This window comes from Thioalkalivibrio nitratireducens DSM 14787, from assembly GCF_000321415.2.
Taxonomy (GTDB): Bacteria; Pseudomonadota; Gammaproteobacteria; order Ectothiorhodospirales; family Ectothiorhodospiraceae; genus Thioalkalivibrio; species Thioalkalivibrio nitratireducens.
The window spans coordinates 3,900,063-3,918,234 of the sequence record NC_019902.2; the positions used below are offsets into that span (position 1 = coordinate 3,900,063).

Annotated in this window: 18 protein-coding genes; 9 read left to right on the forward strand and 9 right to left on the reverse strand. The window is 67.6% G+C overall.

Going from position 1 to position 18,172, the window contains the following annotated elements; all coding sequences use genetic code 11:
* Positions 1-28 precede the first annotated feature (28 nt).
* A complete protein-coding gene (locus TVNIR_RS17850; RefSeq protein ID WP_015260483.1) occupies positions 29-976 on the reverse strand; it encodes a PDC sensor domain-containing protein in 948 nt (315 codons plus the stop codon).
* Between the two features lie 183 nt (positions 977-1,159).
* Between TVNIR_RS17850 and TVNIR_RS17855 the strand changes: the two genes are divergently transcribed.
* The 3 genes from TVNIR_RS17855 to TVNIR_RS17865 are packed head-to-tail and all read left to right on the forward strand — an operon-like array spanning position 1,160 to position 2,932.
* Positions 1,160-1,375, forward strand: coding sequence for a DUF2061 domain-containing protein (locus tag TVNIR_RS17855; protein WP_015260484.1), 216 nt, complete (start codon positions 1,160-1,162; stop codon positions 1,373-1,375).
* 7 nt (positions 1,376-1,382) lie between these two features.
* Positions 1,383-1,871, forward strand: a complete 489-nt coding sequence (locus TVNIR_RS17860; protein ID WP_015260485.1) for a GNAT family N-acetyltransferase — start codon at positions 1,383-1,385, stop codon at positions 1,869-1,871.
* Between the two features lie 53 nt (positions 1,872-1,924).
* Positions 1,925-2,932 (forward strand): 2-hydroxyacid dehydrogenase, encoded by a 1,008-nt coding sequence (locus tag TVNIR_RS17865; RefSeq protein WP_043739922.1) that lies wholly within the window; start codon positions 1,925-1,927, stop codon positions 2,930-2,932.
* A gap of 140 nt (positions 2,933-3,072) precedes the next feature.
* Here TVNIR_RS17865 and TVNIR_RS17870 read toward each other — a convergent pair whose 3' ends face one another.
* Complete coding sequence (locus TVNIR_RS17870) at positions 3,073-5,025, reverse strand: DEAD/DEAH box helicase (RefSeq protein ID WP_015260488.1); 1,953 nt, start codon at positions 5,023-5,025, stop codon at positions 3,073-3,075.
* Between the two features lie 554 nt (positions 5,026-5,579).
* Positions 5,580-6,593 carry a class 1 fructose-bisphosphatase gene (locus TVNIR_RS17875; protein WP_015260490.1) on the reverse strand — a complete coding sequence of 338 codons (1,014 nt, stop codon included), beginning with the start codon at positions 6,591-6,593 and terminating at the stop codon, positions 5,580-5,582.
* A gap of 344 nt (positions 6,594-6,937) precedes the next feature.
* Between TVNIR_RS17875 and TVNIR_RS17880 the strand changes: the two genes are divergently transcribed.
* The 6 genes from TVNIR_RS17880 (at position 6,938) to ggt (ending at position 12,376) form a co-directional block, all read left to right on the forward strand.
* Positions 6,938-8,203, forward strand: a complete 1,266-nt coding sequence (locus tag TVNIR_RS17880) for a 6-phosphofructokinase (protein ID WP_015260491.1) — start codon at positions 6,938-6,940, stop codon at positions 8,201-8,203.
* A gap of 134 nt (positions 8,204-8,337) precedes the next feature.
* Positions 8,338-8,736, forward strand: coding sequence for a PA2779 family protein (locus TVNIR_RS17885; protein WP_015260492.1), 399 nt, complete (start codon positions 8,338-8,340; stop codon positions 8,734-8,736).
* A 45-nt stretch (positions 8,737-8,781) separates the two neighbouring features.
* Complete coding sequence (locus TVNIR_RS17890) at positions 8,782-9,777, forward strand: PA2778 family cysteine peptidase (protein WP_015260493.1); 996 nt, start codon at positions 8,782-8,784, stop codon at positions 9,775-9,777.
* An 83-nt stretch (positions 9,778-9,860) separates the two neighbouring features.
* The gene (gene coaD, locus TVNIR_RS17895) at positions 9,861-10,346 is read left to right on the forward strand and encodes a pantetheine-phosphate adenylyltransferase (protein ID WP_043740897.1); all 486 of its coding nucleotides are present in this window, start codon (positions 9,861-9,863) and stop codon (positions 10,344-10,346) included.
* Between the two features lie 39 nt (positions 10,347-10,385).
* On the forward strand, positions 10,386-10,634 hold the full coding sequence (locus TVNIR_RS17900; protein WP_015260495.1) for a YfhL family 4Fe-4S dicluster ferredoxin: 249 nt from the start codon (positions 10,386-10,388) through the stop codon (positions 10,632-10,634).
* Positions 10,635-10,648: 14 nt separating this feature from the next.
* A complete protein-coding gene (ggt, locus tag TVNIR_RS17905; RefSeq protein WP_015260496.1) occupies positions 10,649-12,376 on the forward strand; it encodes a gamma-glutamyltransferase in 1,728 nt (575 codons plus the stop codon).
* A gap of 7 nt (positions 12,377-12,383) precedes the next feature.
* Here ggt and TVNIR_RS17910 read toward each other — a convergent pair whose 3' ends face one another.
* The 6 genes from TVNIR_RS17910 to TVNIR_RS17930 form a co-directional block, all read right to left on the reverse strand.
* Positions 12,384-14,882: a phosphotransferase family protein gene (locus tag TVNIR_RS17910; RefSeq protein WP_015260497.1), complete on the reverse strand. Its 2,499-nt coding sequence runs from the start codon at positions 14,880-14,882 to the stop codon at positions 12,384-12,386.
* Between the two features lie 39 nt (positions 14,883-14,921).
* Positions 14,922-16,187 (reverse strand): PEP/pyruvate-binding domain-containing protein, encoded by a 1,266-nt coding sequence (locus tag TVNIR_RS17915; protein ID WP_015260498.1) that lies wholly within the window; start codon positions 16,185-16,187, stop codon positions 14,922-14,924.
* Complete coding sequence (locus tag TVNIR_RS17920; RefSeq protein WP_043739923.1) at positions 16,184-16,693, reverse strand: CDP-archaeol synthase; 510 nt, start codon at positions 16,691-16,693, stop codon at positions 16,184-16,186. Before TVNIR_RS17920 ends, TVNIR_RS17915 begins: the two co-directional genes overlap by 4 nt.
* A 125-nt stretch (positions 16,694-16,818) precedes the next feature.
* Positions 16,819-17,199, reverse strand: coding sequence for a hypothetical protein (locus TVNIR_RS17925; protein ID WP_157092311.1), 381 nt, complete (start codon positions 17,197-17,199; stop codon positions 16,819-16,821).
* A gap of 60 nt (positions 17,200-17,259) precedes the next feature.
* Positions 17,260-17,493, reverse strand: a complete 234-nt coding sequence (locus TVNIR_RS21080; protein WP_257720603.1) for a CDP-alcohol phosphatidyltransferase family protein — start codon at positions 17,491-17,493, stop codon at positions 17,260-17,262.
* A gap of 67 nt (positions 17,494-17,560) precedes the next feature.
* Positions 17,561-18,073, reverse strand: coding sequence for a DUF302 domain-containing protein (locus TVNIR_RS17930; RefSeq protein WP_015260500.1), 513 nt, complete (start codon positions 18,071-18,073; stop codon positions 17,561-17,563).
* Between the last annotated feature and the right edge of the window lie 99 nt (positions 18,074-18,172).

Consider the following 18,172-nt stretch of genomic DNA (forward strand, 5'->3'; position numbering starts at 1 on the left):
CCATCCCCCGTCAATGGGGGATGGGCTGTCAGGGCGTATGGCCCAGCCAGAAGTCCAGCGAGCGGTCGAGGAACTCCTTCCAGGTCATGTAGTGCGATCCGTCGCAGGAGAAGGTCAGGCTGATCATGCCGTTGAACACGTTGATCGACGTGGATCGCAGGTAAACCGTCTCGTCGGCGAAACGCAGGCCTTTCAGCGTCTCCAGGATCGAACCAATCGCATCGGCCGGAATCAACCCGTTCTCGGGGTAGGTTCGCTTCGGGAACGCCAGGCAGGTATCGGGGTCGCTGAGCGCATCCTGGGTCAGGATGCGGTAGCGGTAGGGGTCATCCAGCGTCCAGACCGTGGCCCGGCTACTGGAGAAATGCAGCACGCACTGGAACACCCCGCGCTCGGTGAACAGCTCCTCGAGCACCGACAGCACCCCGTCGATGTCGCGGTCCAGCGCGCTTTCGACCCGGCTCTGCAGGAACACCGTGCCACGAATCGACGGGTCGCCCTTGATCTGGCGCCATTCCGTCGATTCCTCGTACAGCATGCCGCTGTGTGGCAGGTTGCGCAGGTCGAAATCCGCCCCCATGAAACCGAGCACGCGCCCGCCCGGGTCGCGAATCAGCTGCAGCGCGGTCATGCAGGGCCGGCGCCCGAGCAGGCTGATGAATGCCTCCGAGAGCAGGAAGCCGTCCGCGGGCACGACTTCCTTCATGTACGGACGCTGTGAACGGTCGCGGCCGAAATGCTCGGTCAGCAACCCGTCGTGGGAAATGTTGTCGCTGATCTGGATACCGTCGGTATTCAGCGCGTACAGGAACGTGCATTCGGGAAGATCCCGGATCCCGGCCAGCAGCACCCGGTCCAATGCCTCGCGGTTCGGCCAGACGCCGGGCAGGCGCTGCGCGATGCGCGTCAGCGGCGCATGCAGGTGCGCCTCCATCCGCCGCCGCTGTTCCTCCACCGTCGTTCGAAGCTTGTCCATTCGCCTGCCCTATGCCGTGTTACCGGGACATGGTATCTCCGCGCACCATCCGGGTCGCCTGCCCCGTTTCGGGTACTGGCGGCTCGGTAGCTTGATTCTATCGTTCATATATTCATTATTGACTTCCTCTACAAAGACTCCCCGGGTACAACTGTAGTCAAGAATACAGTCGGAGGAAGCGAAATGATCAAGACCGCCTCGTTCGGAATCGTGCATGTCTCGGTCGCGTTCGGCGTCGTCTACGTCCTCACCGGCAGCGTGGTGATCGGCGGCGCGGTGGCGCTGATCGAGCCGCTGGCGAACACCGTTGCATATCACTACCACGAAAAGGTGTGGGACCGGATCCGCCGGCGTCCCGCTACAGTCACGGGGGGAGGTGGCCATGTCCTCCAGGGCTGAAGCCGTAATGCCTGACTGGCCCGTTGAGGAGATCCGCGACGCTGGCGCCGCCGATCTCGAATCCGCGAACGCGGTGATCGAGGCAGCCGTCGGCACCTGGAACCTGCCCGAACGCGTGAAGCGCCTTGCGATGCCGTCGTACCGGTACTCGGTTGACGATCTAGATCATCTATCGCTGCGGGTGCTGCTAAACGGGGAGGCCGTGGTCGGCATCTCGGCCTGGGAACCCGCAGACCCGCGCGATTCCCCCCGGGGGGTCCGGTCGGCCATGCTGCTGCACGGGCTGTATGTCAGCCCTGCTCACCACCGGCAGGGCCTCGCGACCCGCCTGCTGGACGACGGGATCCGGCGCGCAGAGGAGGCACGGTACGAAGGCATCCTGGTGCGCGCCCAGGCCGAGGCCGAGGGCTTTTTCGTGCGGCGGGGGTTCAACCGGCTCCCGGTCCAGGATCCGGTGCGGGATTATGCGGCAAGGTACTGGAGGGCACTCGCCTGAAGCGCCGCGTCTGGTAATGTAGGGGGCTCCCCAACCGTTGCGAGGCATGCCGAATGAGTGATTCCAGGGAGTGTCGTGTCGCTGTGTTCAGCACCCAGAAATACGACCGCCTGTTCCTGACCCAGGCCGCGACCGACAGCAACGTCCAGTTCCATTTCCTCGAGCCCCGGCTCGAACCGGATACCGTGGTCCTGGCCCAGGGTGCGAACGCGATCTGCGCATTCGTGAACGACCGGCTCGACAGCGACGTGCTGGCCGCCCTGAAAGAATCGGGCATCGAGCTGGTGGCCCTGCGCTGCGCCGGCTTCAACAACGTGGACCTGAAGGCCGCCGAGACGCTCGGGGTCCGGGTCGCGCGGGTACCCGCCTATTCACCGAGCGCGGTCGCCGAGCACGCGGTGGCGTTGATCATGACGCTGAACCGCAAGACGCACCGCGCGTTCAACCGCGTCCGGGAAGGCAATTTCCTGCTCGACGGGTTGATGGGTTTCGACGTGAACGGCTGCACCGTGGGCATCGTCGGGACCGGGCGCATCGGACGCAGTTTCGCGCGCATCATGCAAGGCTTCGGCTGCGAGATCGTCGCCTTCGATCCGTACCCGGACCCGGAGGTGGAGGAGATGGGGATCGAGTACCTGCCCTGGGAAGGGTTTCTGAACCGCTCCGACATCATCAGCCTGCACTGCCCGCTGACCCCGGAAACCCATGCAATGATCGACGCGAAGGCCATCAGCCTGATGAAGCCCGGCGCGATGCTGATCAATACCAGTCGCGGCGCGATCGTCGACACTCATGCGGTGATCGAGGGCCTGAAGAGCGGCCGGATCGGCAGCCTGGGTCTGGACGTGTACGAGCAGGAGGAGAACCTGTTCTTCAAGGATCTCTCGGAAGAAGTGATCCAGGACGACGTGTTCCAGCGCCTTCTGACGTTCCCCAACGTGCTGATCACCGGGCACCAGGGCTTCCTGACCCGGCAGGCGATGGAGGAGATCGCCCGGACCACGGTCGAAAACCTGAGCTGCCTCGCCAACGACGAGCCGTGCCTGAACCGGCTGATCTAGCGGCTGGGTCTGGCGTTCTCTACCCGCTCACACGGGCGGGAGGAGCGCCGGGTGGGTCGACGGCCAGCTGCACTGCGGGGCATGCGCCCCCCCTTCCCCAGCCCGTCTCCCGCGTGCGGGAGAGGGGGTTCGCCCGGAGATCAGGCGGGCTTGCGGCGGATCGCGAGCGTTCCGGCCGCGTTCCGGCCGCCCCGCGGGGCGTAGGGCTTGGCCGCGGCCGGGCCGCGGCCCGGCGTCCTGCCGGAACCCGCCCAGGCACGAGGCTTGCGCTTCGCGGGGGCCTCGCCGCCCTTCGCGCGGGCGGGCTTGGGCGCGCGGGCAGGGTGGCGCTCGCTACCGGCGCCGGCCGGCGAACGGGCGCCGGTCACGCCGATGCGCTCGCCCGCGAGTTCCGGCGTTTCCAGGGTGAGTTCCAGCCGGCGCTGCGCGACATGGATGCGGCCCAGGCGGCGCACCGCCGAATCCTTCAGGGCGGCGGGAAGGTCCACATGACTGTAATGATCCATCAGGCCGATCCGGCCGATGTCGCACCCGGACAGCCCGCCTTCGTGCGTCAGCGCACCGACGATCTCTCGGGCGCCGATACCGTCGCGGCGACCCACGGGCATGTAGTAGCGCACGCGGTCCTCATCCGGGGCGCGGCGGTCGGTGCGCTTGCGATTGCCGGGGTCGAACCCGCGATCGCCAGCGCTGCCGCGGTTACGCCGCGCGTCGGCGCGAGCGCGCGGTGACGCACTCTCCCGGGCAGCCGCCGCGAGCGGATCCGGCTCCCGGTGGTCGGGGGCCAGCAGCGGGGTCAGCTCGGTAGCCAGCGCCAACAGCGCGCCGGCGAGATCTCGCTCCGACGCGTTGCAGCGTGCCAGCAGGGCATCGACCAGCTCGCCGTGGCGTTGCGAATGCCCGGATGCGAGCAGCGACTCGATCCGACCAGCGAAGCGCGCCTGCCGACTGCTTGCGACGGCCTCGAGGTCGGGCACCGGCAGCGGCCGGACCGGTTTGCGGGTCAGCGTCTCGATCTCGCGCAGCATGCGCCGCCGGCGCGGCTCCAGGAACAGGATCGCGCGGCCTTTGCGGCCGGCGCGACCGGTGCGGCCGATCCGGTGCACGTAGGCCTCGGCGTCTCCCGGGGCGTCGTAGTTGAACACGTGGCTGATGCGCGGCACGTCGATCCCACGGGCTGCGACGTCGGTCGCGACGATCACGTCGATGCGGCCGTCGCGCAGCTCGGCAACGACCCGTTCGCGCTCCTTCTGTTCCATGTCACCGTTCAGCGCGGACACCGCGTGCCCGCGGGCGGCGAGCGCGTCGGCGATCTCCAGCGTCGCCGCCTTGGTCCGCGCGAACACGATCGCCGCATCGCGGTCCGGCTCGACCTCCAGCAGCCGCGCGAGGGCCTCGAGCTTGTGGCGCCCATCGACCAGGCAGTAGCCCTGGTCGATGTCGGCCCCCGCCTCGTTACCGGCGCCGATGCGGATCTCCTCGGGTTCGCGCAGGTGGCGATGCGCGATGCGCCGGATCGGCGCCGGCATCGTCGCCGAGAACAGCGCTGTCTGGCGTTCGGCCGGGGTTTGCTCGAGGATCCACTCGATGTCCTCGATGAAGCCCATCCGGAGCATCTCGTCGGCCTCGTCGAGCACCACCAGCCGCAGCCCTTCGAGCGCCAGCGTACCGCGCTTGATGTGGTCGACCACGCGCCCCGGGGTTCCGACGACGATCTTCGGGCCCTCGCGCAGGCGGCGCAGCTGCGCGCCCATCGGCTGTCCGCCGTAGACCGGGAGGATGTCGATCCCGCCGATCCCTTCGGCAAAGCCACCGAGTGCCGCGGCCACCTGGTTCGCCAGTTCGCGCGTGGGTGTCAGTACCAGCGCCTGGACGCGGCGCTCGCCGGCGTCGACGCGCTCGATCAACGGCAGGCCGAATGCGCCGGTCTTGCCGGTGCCGGTCTGAGCCTCGCCCAGCACGTCGCGGCCGCTCAGCAGGGCCGGGATACACGCCGCCTGGACCGGCGTGGGTTGCTGGAAGCCCAGGCGCTCGACGGCGAGCGCCAGCGGCCCGGACAGGCCGAGCTCGGAAAAAGATGGGGAATGCGGCATTCGGATTACTCGGGGATGGCCGATCGCAGACCGGCGATTGGGCGCGCTGCGCCAAACAGCACAGTATACATGAACGAACCGCGTCGAGTCCGCATTTTCCCGGACCTATGTCGGCGACCGGGGCCAATCTCACGGCGGAACGGTGGATGACGGCCTTCGGCCTCTTCCGCCCTACCGTTCGTTCACCGCCGGAAGCAGCCCCAGACGGTCATCGTGCATCGTGCATCGTGCATCGTGCATCGTGATTGTCACCGATGCTCCGCCATTTGGAACGGACCTTCTCGAAACCACCGTCATCGCGAGAAGCGAAGCCTTAGCGTGAAAATACGCCGCCCTAGAATCGTATGTCTCTGATTTATAATCGTATTTTCATCCTTCGGGGTGCCTCGCGGCCGAGGGCATGACAGTTAGCGTGAAAATCGCGCGCAGCGCGTACGAACCCTCCTCTCCTGCTTGCGGGAGAAGGATGGGGAGAAAGACGACCGACCCAGCGCGGTGCCGTACTCGCTGCGGAGGCTGCGTGATCATCAAGTCGTGCATTCGGCAGCGGGGGTTCAATCCAGGTGATACGACGCGATCCGCTCGACCTCGTTCTTCGAGCCGAGCACCACCGGCACGCGCTGGTGGATGCCCTCGGGCCGCATCGTCAGGATCCGCTCGCGGCCGGTGGTGCTGGCTCCCCCGGCCTGTTCGATGATCAGGCTCATCGGGTTGGCTTCGTACATCAGACGCAGCTTGCCGCCCTGGCCTTTCGTCTTCAGCTTCTCGTCGAGTGGATACAGAAACACACCGCCGCGCGTCAGGATGCGGTGCACCTCGGCGACCATGGACGCGACCCAGCGCATGTTGAAGTCCTTGCCGCGCGGACCTTCGCTGCCGGCCAGGCACTCGTCCACGTAGCGCTGGACCGGGGCCTCCCAGAACCGGCTGTTGGACGCGTTGATCGCGAACTCGGCGGTGTCCTCCGGGATCTGCACGTTCTCGTGGGTCAGCAGGAACTCGCCGAAATCCTTGTCCAGCGTGAACATCTGCGCGCCGCGATCGCGGGTGGCGAAGACCATCATCGTCGACGGCCCGTACAGGCAGTAGCCGGCAGCGCATTGTTCCGCACCGGGCTTCAGGAAATCCTCGGTGGTCGGTTGCACAACCCCCGGCGGCGCCTTGATGATCGAGAAAATCGTGCCTACCGACACGTTCACGTCGATGTTGGACGAGCCGTCCAGCGGGTCGAAGAGCACCAGGTAGTGGCCGCGCGGCGCGTCCGCCGGCAACTGGTAGATCTCATCCATCTCCTCCGACGCCAACCCGGCAACGTGGCCATTGTGGGCCAGCGCCTCGATGAACACCTCGTTGGTGATCACGTCGAGCTTCTTCTGGGTCTCGCCCTGCACGTTCTCGGAGCCCGCCGAGCCGAGCACACCGATCAGGTCGCCCTTGTTCACGAGATCCGAGATCTTCTTGCAGGCGACCGCGATGTCGTTCAGCAAACCAGTGAATTCTCCGGTTGCGCCCTGGATCTGGCGCTGGGTCTCGATGATGTAGTTCGTCAGTGTAGTGCCGATGTGCATGATCTGGTTCCTGGTTGGTCGGATGAGAGTCTGCGGCCATGCCGCTGTATGGGCTGTGCGGTCCGGATGCAGGCATGCGGACATCGGCGCTGCGATCGCAAATCCGCCGGAGCACCCCGGTTTGCATGGCGGACCGATGGGACACAAAATCGGCATCCGGCGTCCGCGCCGACCGGCATCCTGCAGCAAACGCGGCCCGCGAGCGCCCGCTCCGGGGCGCCACCGGGCTGGACCCGGCCACAAGTTCGCCACATGTTAGCAAAAGCTGTGCAGCAATCCCGCAGGTACCGTGTCTGTATGGGTATCGTGCCGGGTCTGCGCCGCGTCACCAGGGGGAGGGATCGATGCCCAAAAATGCACTGTATGCACAGTCCGGAGGGGTCACCGCGGTGATCAATGCCAGCGCCTGCGGCGTGATCGATGCGGTGCGCGCGCATCCGGCGCACTTCGGTACCTGCTTCGCCGCGCGCGACGGGATCCTCGGAGTGCTCCGCGAAGAAATCATCGATCTCGACCAGGAAGACCCGCTGACGCTGGCCGCGCTGCGCCATACGCCCGGAGGGGCGTTCGGTTCCTGCCGCTTCGATCTCGGAGACCCCGAGCGCGATCCGCGCCAGTACCAGCGCCTAGTCGAGGTCTTCCGTGCCCACGACATCGGCTATTTCTTCTACAACGGCGGTGGCGGCTCGATGGACACCGCACTGAAAGTCGCACGGATCGGCGAGCTGATGGGGTATCCGATCACAGCGGTCGGGGTGCCGAAAACGATCGACAACGACCTCGACGCGACCGATACCAGTCCCGGCTTCGGATCCGCCGCGAAATTCATCGCAACGGTGGTGCGCGAAGCCAGCCTCGACGTGGAATCGATGCACACCAGCTCCACCCGCGTATTCCTGCTCGAGGTCATGGGACGCCACGCGGGCTGGCTGGCCGCGGCGGCGGCACTGGCCCAGGAATACGACGGTCAGCCACCGATGCTGATCCTGTTCGCCGAGGTGCCCTTCGACCAGACGGATTTTCTGCGTCATCTGCACCTGGCGATCGAGCGCCACGGGTACTGCGTGGTGGTGGTCTCGGAAGGCCTGAAGGAACCCGACGGTACGCTGTTCGCGGTCGCGCAGAGCCACGATGTCTATGCCTACACGCAGCTCGGCGGCGCCGCCCCTCGCCTCGCCGACCTGATCAAGAGGGAGACGGGCCGCAAACTACACTGGTCGGTGGTCGACTACATCCAGCGCGCGGCCCGCCACCTGGCTTCGAAGGTCGACGTGGAGCAGGCCTACGCAGTCGGCAAGGCGGCGGTGGAGGGCGTCGTTGCCGGACACCGCAGCTTCATGCCAGTCATCCGCCGCCAGACCAGTGTGCCGTATCGCTGGAGCATCGGCCGCGTGCCACTCGAGCGCGTTGCGAACATCGAGCGAAGCATGCCGCGCGAATTCATTTCGCCGGACGGATACGGCATCACCCAGGCCTGTCGCGATTACCTGCGACCGCTGATCGACGGCGAGGACTGTCCGCCGTTCGAAAACGGGCTGCCCTGCTACCCCCGAATCCGCGGCGTGCTGCGCCCGAAACGCTGTCCTGAGTTCATGATTGGGACCGACTGAGACCCACATTCGAACCCGCACGACACGGTGATGCAGTTCCGGCAACCGGCGGCGCGAGTGTTGTATAAGGACATTCGGGGGCACACGCGCGACGATCCGGGCGTGGCCTGGCAACCTACCGTGGAGGGTATCCAATGACGACCCCTGGAAGATGGTGCTCGCGGCTGCTGGTTCTGTGCTGCACGCTGTTCCTGACCTCGCTTCCGGCTACGCCGGTGCTGGCCGGGATGCTCGACACCGATGCACTGATCGCGGCCGCCGGTGCGGAATCGGCCCGCGCAGCACTGGTGCAGAGGCTGGACTCGCAGGAACTCGGATCGGCGCTCGCGCGCCTGGGCGTGGATCCGGCCGATGCCCGGGCCCGTGTCGCGAGGCTGACGGACGCCGAAGCGGCCGAACTCCACGCACGGCTTGACGCGATCCCGGTCGGGGCCGGTGCGCTCGAGACCGTACTGATCGTACTCCTCGTTTTCGTGATCACCGACGCGCTCGGCATCACCGATGTCTTCAGCTTCGTGCGCCCGGCCCGCTGAACCATGAGACGTCGCGGACCCCGGATCCGCCGGGCCGGGCCGGCGATGCCGGTATGGCTGCTGCTCGCGGCGCTCGCCGCGGGATGTGCGAGCGCACCGCAGAGCACACGTATCCAGCACGATGTTCCCGCCGACCTGCCGCCGCGCGTGGAACTGACCGCGACCCCGTTCTTCCCCCAGCAGGAGTATCAGTGCGGTCCGGCCGCGCTCGCGACGGTACTGACAGCAGAGGACATCGAGGTCCTGCCGGACGATCTGGTGGCCGAGGTCTATGTCCCCGAACGCAGGGGCAGCCTGCAGGCCGAAATGCGGGCCGCCGCGAGGGCACGCGGCCTGGTCGCCTATCGGCTGCGGCCCGAACTGGACGACTTGCTCGCGGAGATCGCGGCAGGGCGGCCCGTGGTCGTGTTCCAGAACCTTGGCCTAGGTTTCGCACCGCGCTGGCATTATGCGGTGGTCATCGGGTACGACCTCGAGGCCGGGCAGATCGTGCTGCGCAGCGGCACGATCGAACGCCATGTCAACGCGCTGCCGCGTTTCGAACGGACCTGGGCCCGGGGCGACCACTGGGCGTTCGTGGCCGTGCCGCCGGACCGGCTGCCCGCGAGCGCCGAACCGCTGCGCTGGCTAAGCGCGGTGAACGAACTGGAGCAGACCGGAATGCTGGAGCCGGCCCGAACCGGTTACGAGACCGCGATCCGCCACTGGCCCGGGCAGCCGATCGGCTATATCGGCCTCGCGAACACGCAGTTCGCCGCTGGCGACTTCCCGGGAGCGGAGGACGCGCTGCACGCGCTGCTGGAAACGCAGCCCGGGCGCCATGAGGTCTGGAACAATCTGGCGCACGTGCTGGTCGCGCGCCAGTGCGGCCCGCTCGCCCGGCAAGCGGCTGCCTGTGCCAGCCGACTGGCACCGCAGTCCGAGACCTACCAGCGCACCGTGCGCACGGCTGCCGGTGCCGCCGCATCCGGTACCGCGTGCCGGCCGCTGCCATCGTGTCCCGCGGAGACAGAAGCCGCGCCGGGCGACGTCCGCCCCTGAATCCCCTGACTCGGCGCGCGACGGCCGGAACGCGTCTGCCGCGATTTGCGTTAAGCTTGAACCGAACCGACGATGCCTTCTCGATGAACCTGACCGCGATCTATCCCGGAACTTTCGATCCCATCACGCACGGCCATACCGACATCGTCCGGCGCGCGTCGCGCCTGTTCGGGCGCATTGTCGTGGCGGTTGCGGAAAGCCCGGCGAAACATCCCGAACTGCCCCTGGACGCCCGGGTCGATCTTGCCCGGCGCGCGCTGGCGGGGCTTGCGAATGTCGAGGTCCGGGGGTTCGACATGCTGCTCGCCAGCTTCGCGCGCGAGCAGGGAGCCCACGTGATCCTGCGCGGACTGCGCGCGGTGTCGGACTTCGAGCACGAGTTCCAGCTCGCGGCGATGAACCGGCAACTGAACCCGGGGGTCGAGACGATGTTCCTGACGCCCTCCGAAGAATACAGCTTCGTGTCCTCCAGTCTGGTGCGGGAAATCGCCCGCCTGGGGGGAGACGTTTCAAACTTCGTCAGCCCGGCAGTCGATCGGGCCCTCGCCGAGCGTTATTCCGCCGCCTAAGCCGGCCCGGCGACGGAAAATCGAAGCGGAGATGCGCCCATGGCCCTGATCATTACCGACGAATGCATCAATTGTGATGTCTGTGAACCTGAATGCCCGAACGGCGCGATCTCGGCCGGAGACGAGATCTACGTGATCGACCCCGACCTGTGCACCGAATGCGTGGGCCACTACGACGAGCCCCAGTGCCAGCAGGTCTGCCCGGTCGACTGCATTCCGCTGGACCCGGACCGTCGGGAGTCCCGCGAAGAGCTGATGGCGAAATACGAGCGCCTCAGCGCCACCTGATCGCCTGAAGCGACATGTACCGCCGGACCGCCCGGCGCGCGCCTTGGATGCGCGTGCACGCCTGCGCCTGGATCGTGATGCTGCTGGCGTGGACGTCCGTCCACGCCGGGCCGGATCAGCACGCGGTGGCCACCGCGCACCCGCTAGCCACAAAAGCCGCAGAGACCGTATTCGCGGCAGGCGGCAACGCTTTCGACGCTGCGATCGCGGTGACCGCGGCGCTGGGGGTAGCCCAGCCGCAGGGATCGGGCCTCGGCGGGGGCGGGTTCTTCCTGCTGCACCATGCAGAGACCGGGCACGCGACGATGCTCGATGCCCGCGAGACCGCTCCGGCAGCAGCGCACCGGGATCTTTTCCTCGACGACACTGGAAAGCCGGTCCCCGGCCTGTCGCTCGACGGCGCGCTTGCCGCTGCGATCCCCGGAATGCCCGCGGCGCTGGTGCACCTCGCCGAGTACTACGGGCGCCTACCTCTCGGCGCAAGCCTCGCGCCGGCGATTCGTCTGGCGGAAGAAGGGGTGCCGGCCGGCCTGACCTACCTGCAGCTGGCCGCGTTCCGCCTGCAGGCGCTGCGCGCAGGCGCGGATGCGGCCGGAATCTTCCTCGAAGAGGGCGAACTACCCAACGAGGGTACCCGGATCGTGCAACCCGACCTCGCGCGCACGTTGCGGCGGCTGGCGGAGCATGGGCGCTCCGGCTTCTATGAAGGCGAGGTCGGCCAGCGGCTGGTCGAGGGCATCCGGGACGCGGGCGGAATCTGGACCCGCGACGATCTGGCGGGCTACCGGGTGGTCGAACGGCGGCCGGTAGTAGTGGAGCACCGAGGCGCGCGGATCGTGACCGCCGCTCCCCCGTCATCGGGCGGAATCGCGATCGGGCAGATCCTGAACATCGTGGCTGCGGCCGGGCCGGTCGACGATACCGCGCTGCGCACCCACCTGCTGATCGAAGCGATGCGCCGCGCCTACCGTGACCGCGCCTTGTACCTCGGGGACCCCGACCACGTGCACATCCCGCTGACCCGGCTGCTTTCCCCGGACTACGCAGCCGAACTGTATGCCGGGATCGACCCGGACCGGGCCACACCGAGCGCGGATCTGCCGCTGACAGGCGAGGCGCGACCGACGGCGACGACGCGAACGGCCCGGGAGAGCCGGCAGACCAGCCACTTTTCGGTGCTCGATGCCGATGGCAACCGGGTGTCCGGCACAATCACACTGAACTATCCCTTCGGTTCCGGCCTCGTCCCGCCCGGTACCGGCGTGCTGCTGAACAACGAGATGGACGATTTCGCGATCCGCCACGGCACCCCGAACGTATACGGCCTGATCGGGTTCGACGCGAATGCAGTCGGACCGGGCCGCCGGCCACTGTCCAGCATGAGCCCGACGTTCGTCGAGACCCCGGAGCGGATCGTGGTACTCGGCAGCCCGGGCGGAAGCCGGATCATCACGATCGTGCTGCAGGGTATCCTCGCCGCGCTGGAAGGCACCGACGCCGAGACCCTCGCAGCCGAGCCGCGGTTTCACCACCAGTACCTGCCCGACCGGGTCGAGTTCGAAACCGGCGCGTTCACTGCGTCGTTGCAGGTGTCCCTGGCCCGGCGCGGACACCGGATGGTGCCGCAGCTACGGCCCTTCGGCGACATGCAGGTGGTCGTCTGGGACCGGAGCGAGGGTCAGCTCGAGGCGGCATCGGATCCCCGCGGCGATGGCGCCGCCGGGGTCTTCGCTCGGCCCTGATCCGGACTCAGAAACGAGGGCGGTCGGTCGCCCAGGCGTACTGGCGCAGCCAGTTGCGGAGCACGCTCGGCAGGTAGTCCAGCGGACGGAAACGATGGATCAGCGTGTACATCGCCAACCGCTCGATCAGCAGATGCCTCAGGGCCAGCACGAAGCCCTCGTGCCATTCGCGGGCATCGATATCCTGCCCGGTGGCCCTGATCAGCGCCTCCCGGTGCCCGACAAGCAACGCATCCAGATGCCCGGGTGCAAGGGCCATGGGCGACGAGAAGCACAGCCATTCGGCCAGGTCGTGCTGTGGTATCCCCCGCGTCGCCAGTTCCCAGTCGTAGACACAAAGCCGCTGCCACCCGCCCCGGTCGCGCAGCACTGCGTTGCGGGGGTTGAAGTCGTTGTGGACGAGCGCGGCCGGCAGAGCCTGCAACCGCTGCCACCAGGTGTCCAGGCCCTTAATAATTTCCAGGTGCAGGCGCGGCAGGTTCGGGCCGCCCCAGCGTGCGAACCAGGGTGACGCGAAGTCGGCAAGTTCGTGCCACAGCGGCAGCATCTCCAGCATCCGTTCCGGGCTCCGGGGGGTACCGGTTCCAGGGGTCGCCGCAGGGGCCGGACCGCGACCAAACCCGATGGCATGGATAGCGCCAAATGCCTCGAGCAGCGCCGGCGCCACGACCGCCGGATCCCGGAGGCGCTGCCGACTGGCCGGATCCCGCGTTTCCGGCAGGCATTCGAGCAGCAACGCCCAGCGATCGTCGTTCACCCGCCGCTGCAGGCCGTAACAGCGGGGTAGATGACGCTGTAACCGTGGTTCGTTCAGTGCATACAGCTCCAGTTCCCTTTCGGTCGAACCCGCCAGCCCCAGATCCCCCTGGAAACGCTGGAAGAGTTGCCCGAGCGCGGGCCGACATAGGCCCGCGAGCGTGACGGTCAGCTCCTCCAGCTCGCATTCGCCGGATTTGACCTTCAGCACCAGTTGCCGCGCTGATGCGGCCGCGGCGCCCTCCCGAGGCGCGAGGTCCAGCCGCCACAGGGCGACTGAATCGGCCACCCGCGCAGACGCGATTTCGCTCAGGATGGCATCGTCGGAGTCGATGCGCTCGAGCCGCGCCTGCGGAAGCAGCCCGGGGTCGAAATCGGGCGCGTCGCGAGCAGTCCTGCGCCAGGGACCCTCGAGCACGCGTTCGACGCGGATGCTCGGCGGGGAACGCATCGGCTGGGCCGGGAGGACACCGAGCCGCCGGTACTGTGCGAAATACCGGTGCAGCAGCTCCGCTCCCAGCCGGGGCTCTTGCAGACCGAGCCGGTCCAGCAGGACCCGCGTTCGCGTGCCAGCGATGCGGCGCTGGCCGGCGGCGAGGTAGGACTCGTAGGGCCGGCCGGCCGTCGAGCCGGGCCGGCCGCGAATCATGAAGAATACCGCGGCCCAGCCCGGATCCGTCTGCCGGGTCACCAGGATCTGGTCGGGGAGGATCCGGTCGATCCCGGATACATCGAGCACAACCGCGGCGGTCCCGCAGACGCGCCCGCCACACGCCCCGGTGCCCGTCAGCGGCGCATCGGGCGTACCTGCATCGGTGACGGCAGAGCCGGCACTGGCCCGCCATGCCTCGCCGGCGGGCAGCACGAAGCTGTCGGGCGGACTCCAGCCCTGGCAAGCCTCCAGTTCCCGGCGCCGGGCCGCGATGCGCTCCTTCACGTCCGCGTCAACGGCGATGCGACCCTCCGCGAGCGCGATGGCCTCGTTCAGTTCGAGAAACAGCACGTCGTCCCGCCGCCCAAGCCACCCGCGTGCGACCAGGTGGTCTCCCAAGGCCAGCGCCACCAGCCGCAACCGGGTGTAAAGCAGCGCCTGCTTCATCCGCGCCCGTTCCCTGAGCCGGATCGACGCTTGGGCAGCGGCCAGAACCGGACCGAACGCGGCACGGCGCAGCCCGCGTAGACGCCCGCGCGCGCTCCGCGTCGCCCGTTGCCGTGCCAGCGCCTGGCGCCGGCTGATGTCGGCCGGCCCCTCACCCTCGAGCGCGGCATAGCTGCGCAGCAGCCGCAGCACCGGTAACGGATCCTCGCGCGGGGTCGGCTGCGTCAGGGTCAGCTCGCCCGAGTAGCGAAAGCCCCAGGTATCGAGATAATGTCGCAGGGAGGCGCGAAACGCCGCGAACTCGCCAGCTTCGACGCGTGCCAACAACGCCTCCGGTGGAGCCTCCAGCACGAGCTGCAAGAGCCCCGGATCCTGGCGCACCACCCGGGAAAGGTCCCAGAGCCGCTCGACCGGGACCGCGCTGGCCAAGCCGGGCAGACCTTTGAGCAGGTCGCCGGGTCCGATTCCGCTCCCGCGCAGCAGCAGCGAACGCAACGCGCCATAGCAAACCATCGCGGCGGTGTCCGACAGCGCCGCCGGGGTCCAGTGATCGAGCCGGATCGACCGGAACTCACGCAACAGCGCGGCCAATTCCCGCGCGGTCTTCCGCCCCAGGTCGTCCGGCGTGCTCGCAGCGGCATGGGCGTCCACGCGGTGCTCGAACCGGCGCAGACGGCGCCCGAGCCACAGCTAGCACGAGCACACGCGGGCCGCGACATTCAGGCGCTCCAGCAGCGCCTCGATGCGACCCTGCGCAACCCGAGCGGGCACGGGAAAACCGCGAGCTCCAGTAAACTGGTTGAAGAAGCGCGCCAGCCACGGCCCGCCCGGCGCCAGATGCAGCACCGTGTGAATGTTCGTCAGATTGGAGTAGAGCCGGCCGCCATGGCAGCCGACCAGCTGCTCCAGCGGTTCGTTCATCGCCTCAAGACGCCGTGGCGAGATCCCGAATGCCCGCCCGAGCCCCCGAAAGTACGCGGCATACCCGTGCGTAACGAAACTCCTCAGCAGCGGGCAGACCGGATCCGGAAAGTTCTCTGCAATATTCGCGTTGGTCCAGGCGACGGTCGGCCGCTCCGGAACACCCGCGGTGATCGGGCGTGCCTGAAGCAGATAGAGGTCACCAGCCGCGTCCACGCTCCACTCGATGTCCTGGGGCCCGTCGAACAGCGTCTCGATCCGGTCGGCCAGTGCCAGCAGGATGCGGCGGTGAGCCGGGGCTCCGGGATCCCACGGCAGATTGCGGTCGTGCGGGCGCTCCCTGACGGCCCGTCCGTCGTCGCGGTGGAGGGTCAGGCGCGCAGGGGTCAACTGCCCGGAAACCAGCCCCTCACCGAGCCCGGCGCAGTATTCGACGAGCACGCTGTCCGATTCGGGTTGCCGCGGATCGCGTGTGAACAGCACTCCCGAGACCGCCGCAAGGGCCTGGCGCTGGATCAGGACCGCCATGCCCTGTGGAGCGCGCCCCCGGTGCTGCACATATTGCAGAAGACGCTCGCCGAACAATGACGCCCAGACTCGACGCACCGCGACCGCGACTTCGTCCAGCGACTGGCAGTGGAGCACGGTGTCGAACTGACCGGCGAGGGATGCGTCCCGGCCATCCTCGCCGGGGGCGGAACTGCGCACTGCATACGCGGTGCCCGGATTCAGGCGTGCTTGCAGCGTGGCGGTCCGCTCCGGTTCCAGCGCGGCCGTCAGCAGGGCCTCACGGATTCGATATGCCTCGGAGCGTGCGGCTTCGGGATCAGCGCGACCGAGGCGTGCGAATACCGCGTCCGCCGCCGCAGCCAGCCCGAGGCGTTCGACCTGCCGGCGCAACACGTCGACGCCCAGGACCAGTCCGGGCAGCGTCGGGACACCCGCCGCCTGCAAGCGCGCCAGGTTTGCGGCCTTCGCGCCGTAGACCGCGGGGTCGGCCGCGTCGCGGAGTGCGCTGGCCACCTGCAGCTTCATGCCGCGCGTACCTTCAGGCCAAGCCGGTACATCAGCAGGCTGAAGCCGGCATGCAGCCCCGGGCCGAACAGCAGCACCCAGAGCCAGGTCGCGGCATGGACCGGCACCAGGAGGGTCAATGCCAGCAGCACGCGGACGACCGAATCCAGCTGGTCGATCGCGAAGGCGACGAAGCGCAGCCAACGCCGGTCCGGCGCGCGGCCCGGGGGAACGCCAAGCTGGCGTTTCAGAAAGGAGTTGGGCAACTCCGCCGCCATGAAAGCGACGCCGCAGCCGAATCCGAGTCCGGCGTATTCCAGCGGACCGAGTGGCCACCAGCCCGCCATTAGCGGTTCGGGTATGCGCTCGCGCAGCGATTCGAGCACCACGAACGCGGCCGCGGCAGCCGGCGGCAGCACCAGGAATCCGCAGACGCGCTTGTTGCCCCCGAACAGCCGCCGCCCCCGGAAGGTCAGGCCGCCATCGACGGGCCAGCCGCGTGCGCAGCCAGAGCACGTGCAGACCACCCGCGGCGCTCATCGTGACCAGCAGGAACAGCGCCTGGGAGAGCGGTTCGGCGTTCATGTGTGACCCGGGCTGTCGATCCCGTCCGCCGATCCTGTACAGGTCATCGGTAGGCCACCACCGAGGCTCAGGCGAACGAACGCCAGACCCAGTACACGATCAGCCCCACAGCAAGCATCGGCAGGAGCACGTAAAACACGCGTCCGGGCCTCGGTACCGGGATGTCGACGACGAATAGCAGCGCCAGCAAACCGAAGGCGAACGCGAGCACCCATGCAAAATCCGCCGTCGGCATTACGCCCTGCAACAGGAACAGCAGCGGAAACAGCAGGGCGGTGTACGTGACCGGCAGCCCGCGATGCTGGCCTGCCGGGTGTTCTGCACGCACGCTGAGCGTGTTGAAATGCGCCAGGCGAACCACGCCCGCGATCAGGAATACGCCCATTGCAGCGATTCCCGAACCCGAGGGCGGGACCGCGTGCAGCGCGATCACCACCGGGGTCACCACGAAGGACACCACGTCGCTGACGGTGTCGAGTTGTATTCCAAACGCGCGCGCGTAGTCGTTTCAGCGCAGACGCCGCGCGACCGCGCCGTCGAACAGGTCGGCCAACCCCGCGAGCATCAGCCCGACCAGCGCCAGTTCGATCCGCCCCACCGCCGCAAGCGCGATCGCGGCCCCGGCCATCAGTACGCCCGCGAGCGTGACCAGGCACGCGGGGTCATAGACTCCCAGGATCCAGGTAGTTGTACGGGTCCTTGCCGTGGGTATGTCTCCGTGCCTGCTGCCAGCCGGGCACACCGGCGTGATGCTACGAAAAAGGGCGGTCGCTGGGACCGCCCTTCGGCTAGCGCATTGCCCTCGGGGATCAGAAGTCGCCCGAGACCCCGGCCTCGACGATCTCGTAGATCACGTCGCGGACATGCTGCGCCAGCGGCTCGAGTTCGGGGCTCAGGTCGACGGCATGCAGCATCATGTCCATGTTCATCGTGGTGATCCAGCCCTGGCCCTCTTCATCCTCGACCACCGCAATGCGGCAGGGCAGGAAGCCGGAAAAGATGATGTCGTACTTGACCATCTCGTTTGCAATCAGCGCGTCGCAAAAGGCCAGGATACGCATGTAGGGCACATCCTCTTCACCCATGGCCTCGACCTGCTCGGACAGCGGCAGATCGGCGACCATCATGAAGTTGAGCAGGTTGGCACGCAGCTGCATCGAGTCGACTGCGTCCTGCACCGTGACTCCATCGTCCAGCTTCCATTTCTGGATGCTGTAGTCGACCATCTGCCGCATCGTTTCCTTGTCCATCTCCATCGCGGACGACTGCGCGGCAACCATCAGGCCCAGGGCCAGCATGAGCGACACGAGCATTTTCTTCATCAGGGTTCCTCCAGGTGGTGTTGTTCGCCGAGCCAATCGACAGTCTATCAGACGTGCTCAAGGGTACGACTTATTCCTTGGCCCGTCGCGCTGGCCGGA

Excerpts from the sequence above, each read along its gene's own strand:
- TVNIR_RS17865 (WP_043739922.1), top strand. The coding sequence starts at position 1,925 with ATGAGTGATTCCAGGGAGTGTCGTGTCGCTGTGTTCAGCACCCAGAAA.
- TVNIR_RS17890 (WP_015260493.1), top strand. The coding sequence starts at position 8,782 with ATGCCGGTATGGCTGCTGCTCGCGGCGCTCGCCGCGGGATGTGCGAGC.
- TVNIR_RS17885 (WP_015260492.1), top strand. The coding sequence starts at position 8,338 with ATGACGACCCCTGGAAGATGGTGCTCGCGGCTGCTGGTTCTGTGCTGC.
- coaD (WP_043740897.1), top strand. The coding sequence starts at position 9,861 with ATGAACCTGACCGCGATCTATCCCGGAACTTTCGATCCCATCACGCAC.
- TVNIR_RS17870 (WP_015260488.1), bottom strand. The coding sequence starts at position 5,025 with ATGCCGCATTCCCCATCTTTTTCCGAGCTCGGCCTGTCCGGGCCGCTG.
- TVNIR_RS17930 (WP_015260500.1), bottom strand. The coding sequence starts at position 18,073 with ATGAAGAAAATGCTCGTGTCGCTCATGCTGGCCCTGGGCCTGATGGTT.
- TVNIR_RS17875 (WP_015260490.1), bottom strand. The coding sequence starts at position 6,593 with ATGCACATCGGCACTACACTGACGAACTACATCATCGAGACCCAGCGC.
- ggt (WP_015260496.1), top strand. The coding sequence starts at position 10,649 with ATGTACCGCCGGACCGCCCGGCGCGCGCCTTGGATGCGCGTGCACGCC.
- TVNIR_RS17850 (WP_015260483.1), bottom strand. The coding sequence starts at position 976 with ATGGACAAGCTTCGAACGACGGTGGAGGAACAGCGGCGGCGGATGGAG.
- TVNIR_RS17880 (WP_015260491.1), top strand. The coding sequence starts at position 6,938 with ATGCCCAAAAATGCACTGTATGCACAGTCCGGAGGGGTCACCGCGGTG.
- TVNIR_RS17900 (WP_015260495.1), top strand. The coding sequence starts at position 10,386 with ATGGCCCTGATCATTACCGACGAATGCATCAATTGTGATGTCTGTGAA.
- TVNIR_RS17855 (WP_015260484.1), top strand. The coding sequence starts at position 1,160 with ATGATCAAGACCGCCTCGTTCGGAATCGTGCATGTCTCGGTCGCGTTC.
- TVNIR_RS17915 (WP_015260498.1), bottom strand. The coding sequence starts at position 16,187 with ATGAAGCTGCAGGTGGCCAGCGCACTCCGCGACGCGGCCGACCCCGCG.
- TVNIR_RS17860 (WP_015260485.1), top strand. The coding sequence starts at position 1,383 with ATGCCTGACTGGCCCGTTGAGGAGATCCGCGACGCTGGCGCCGCCGAT.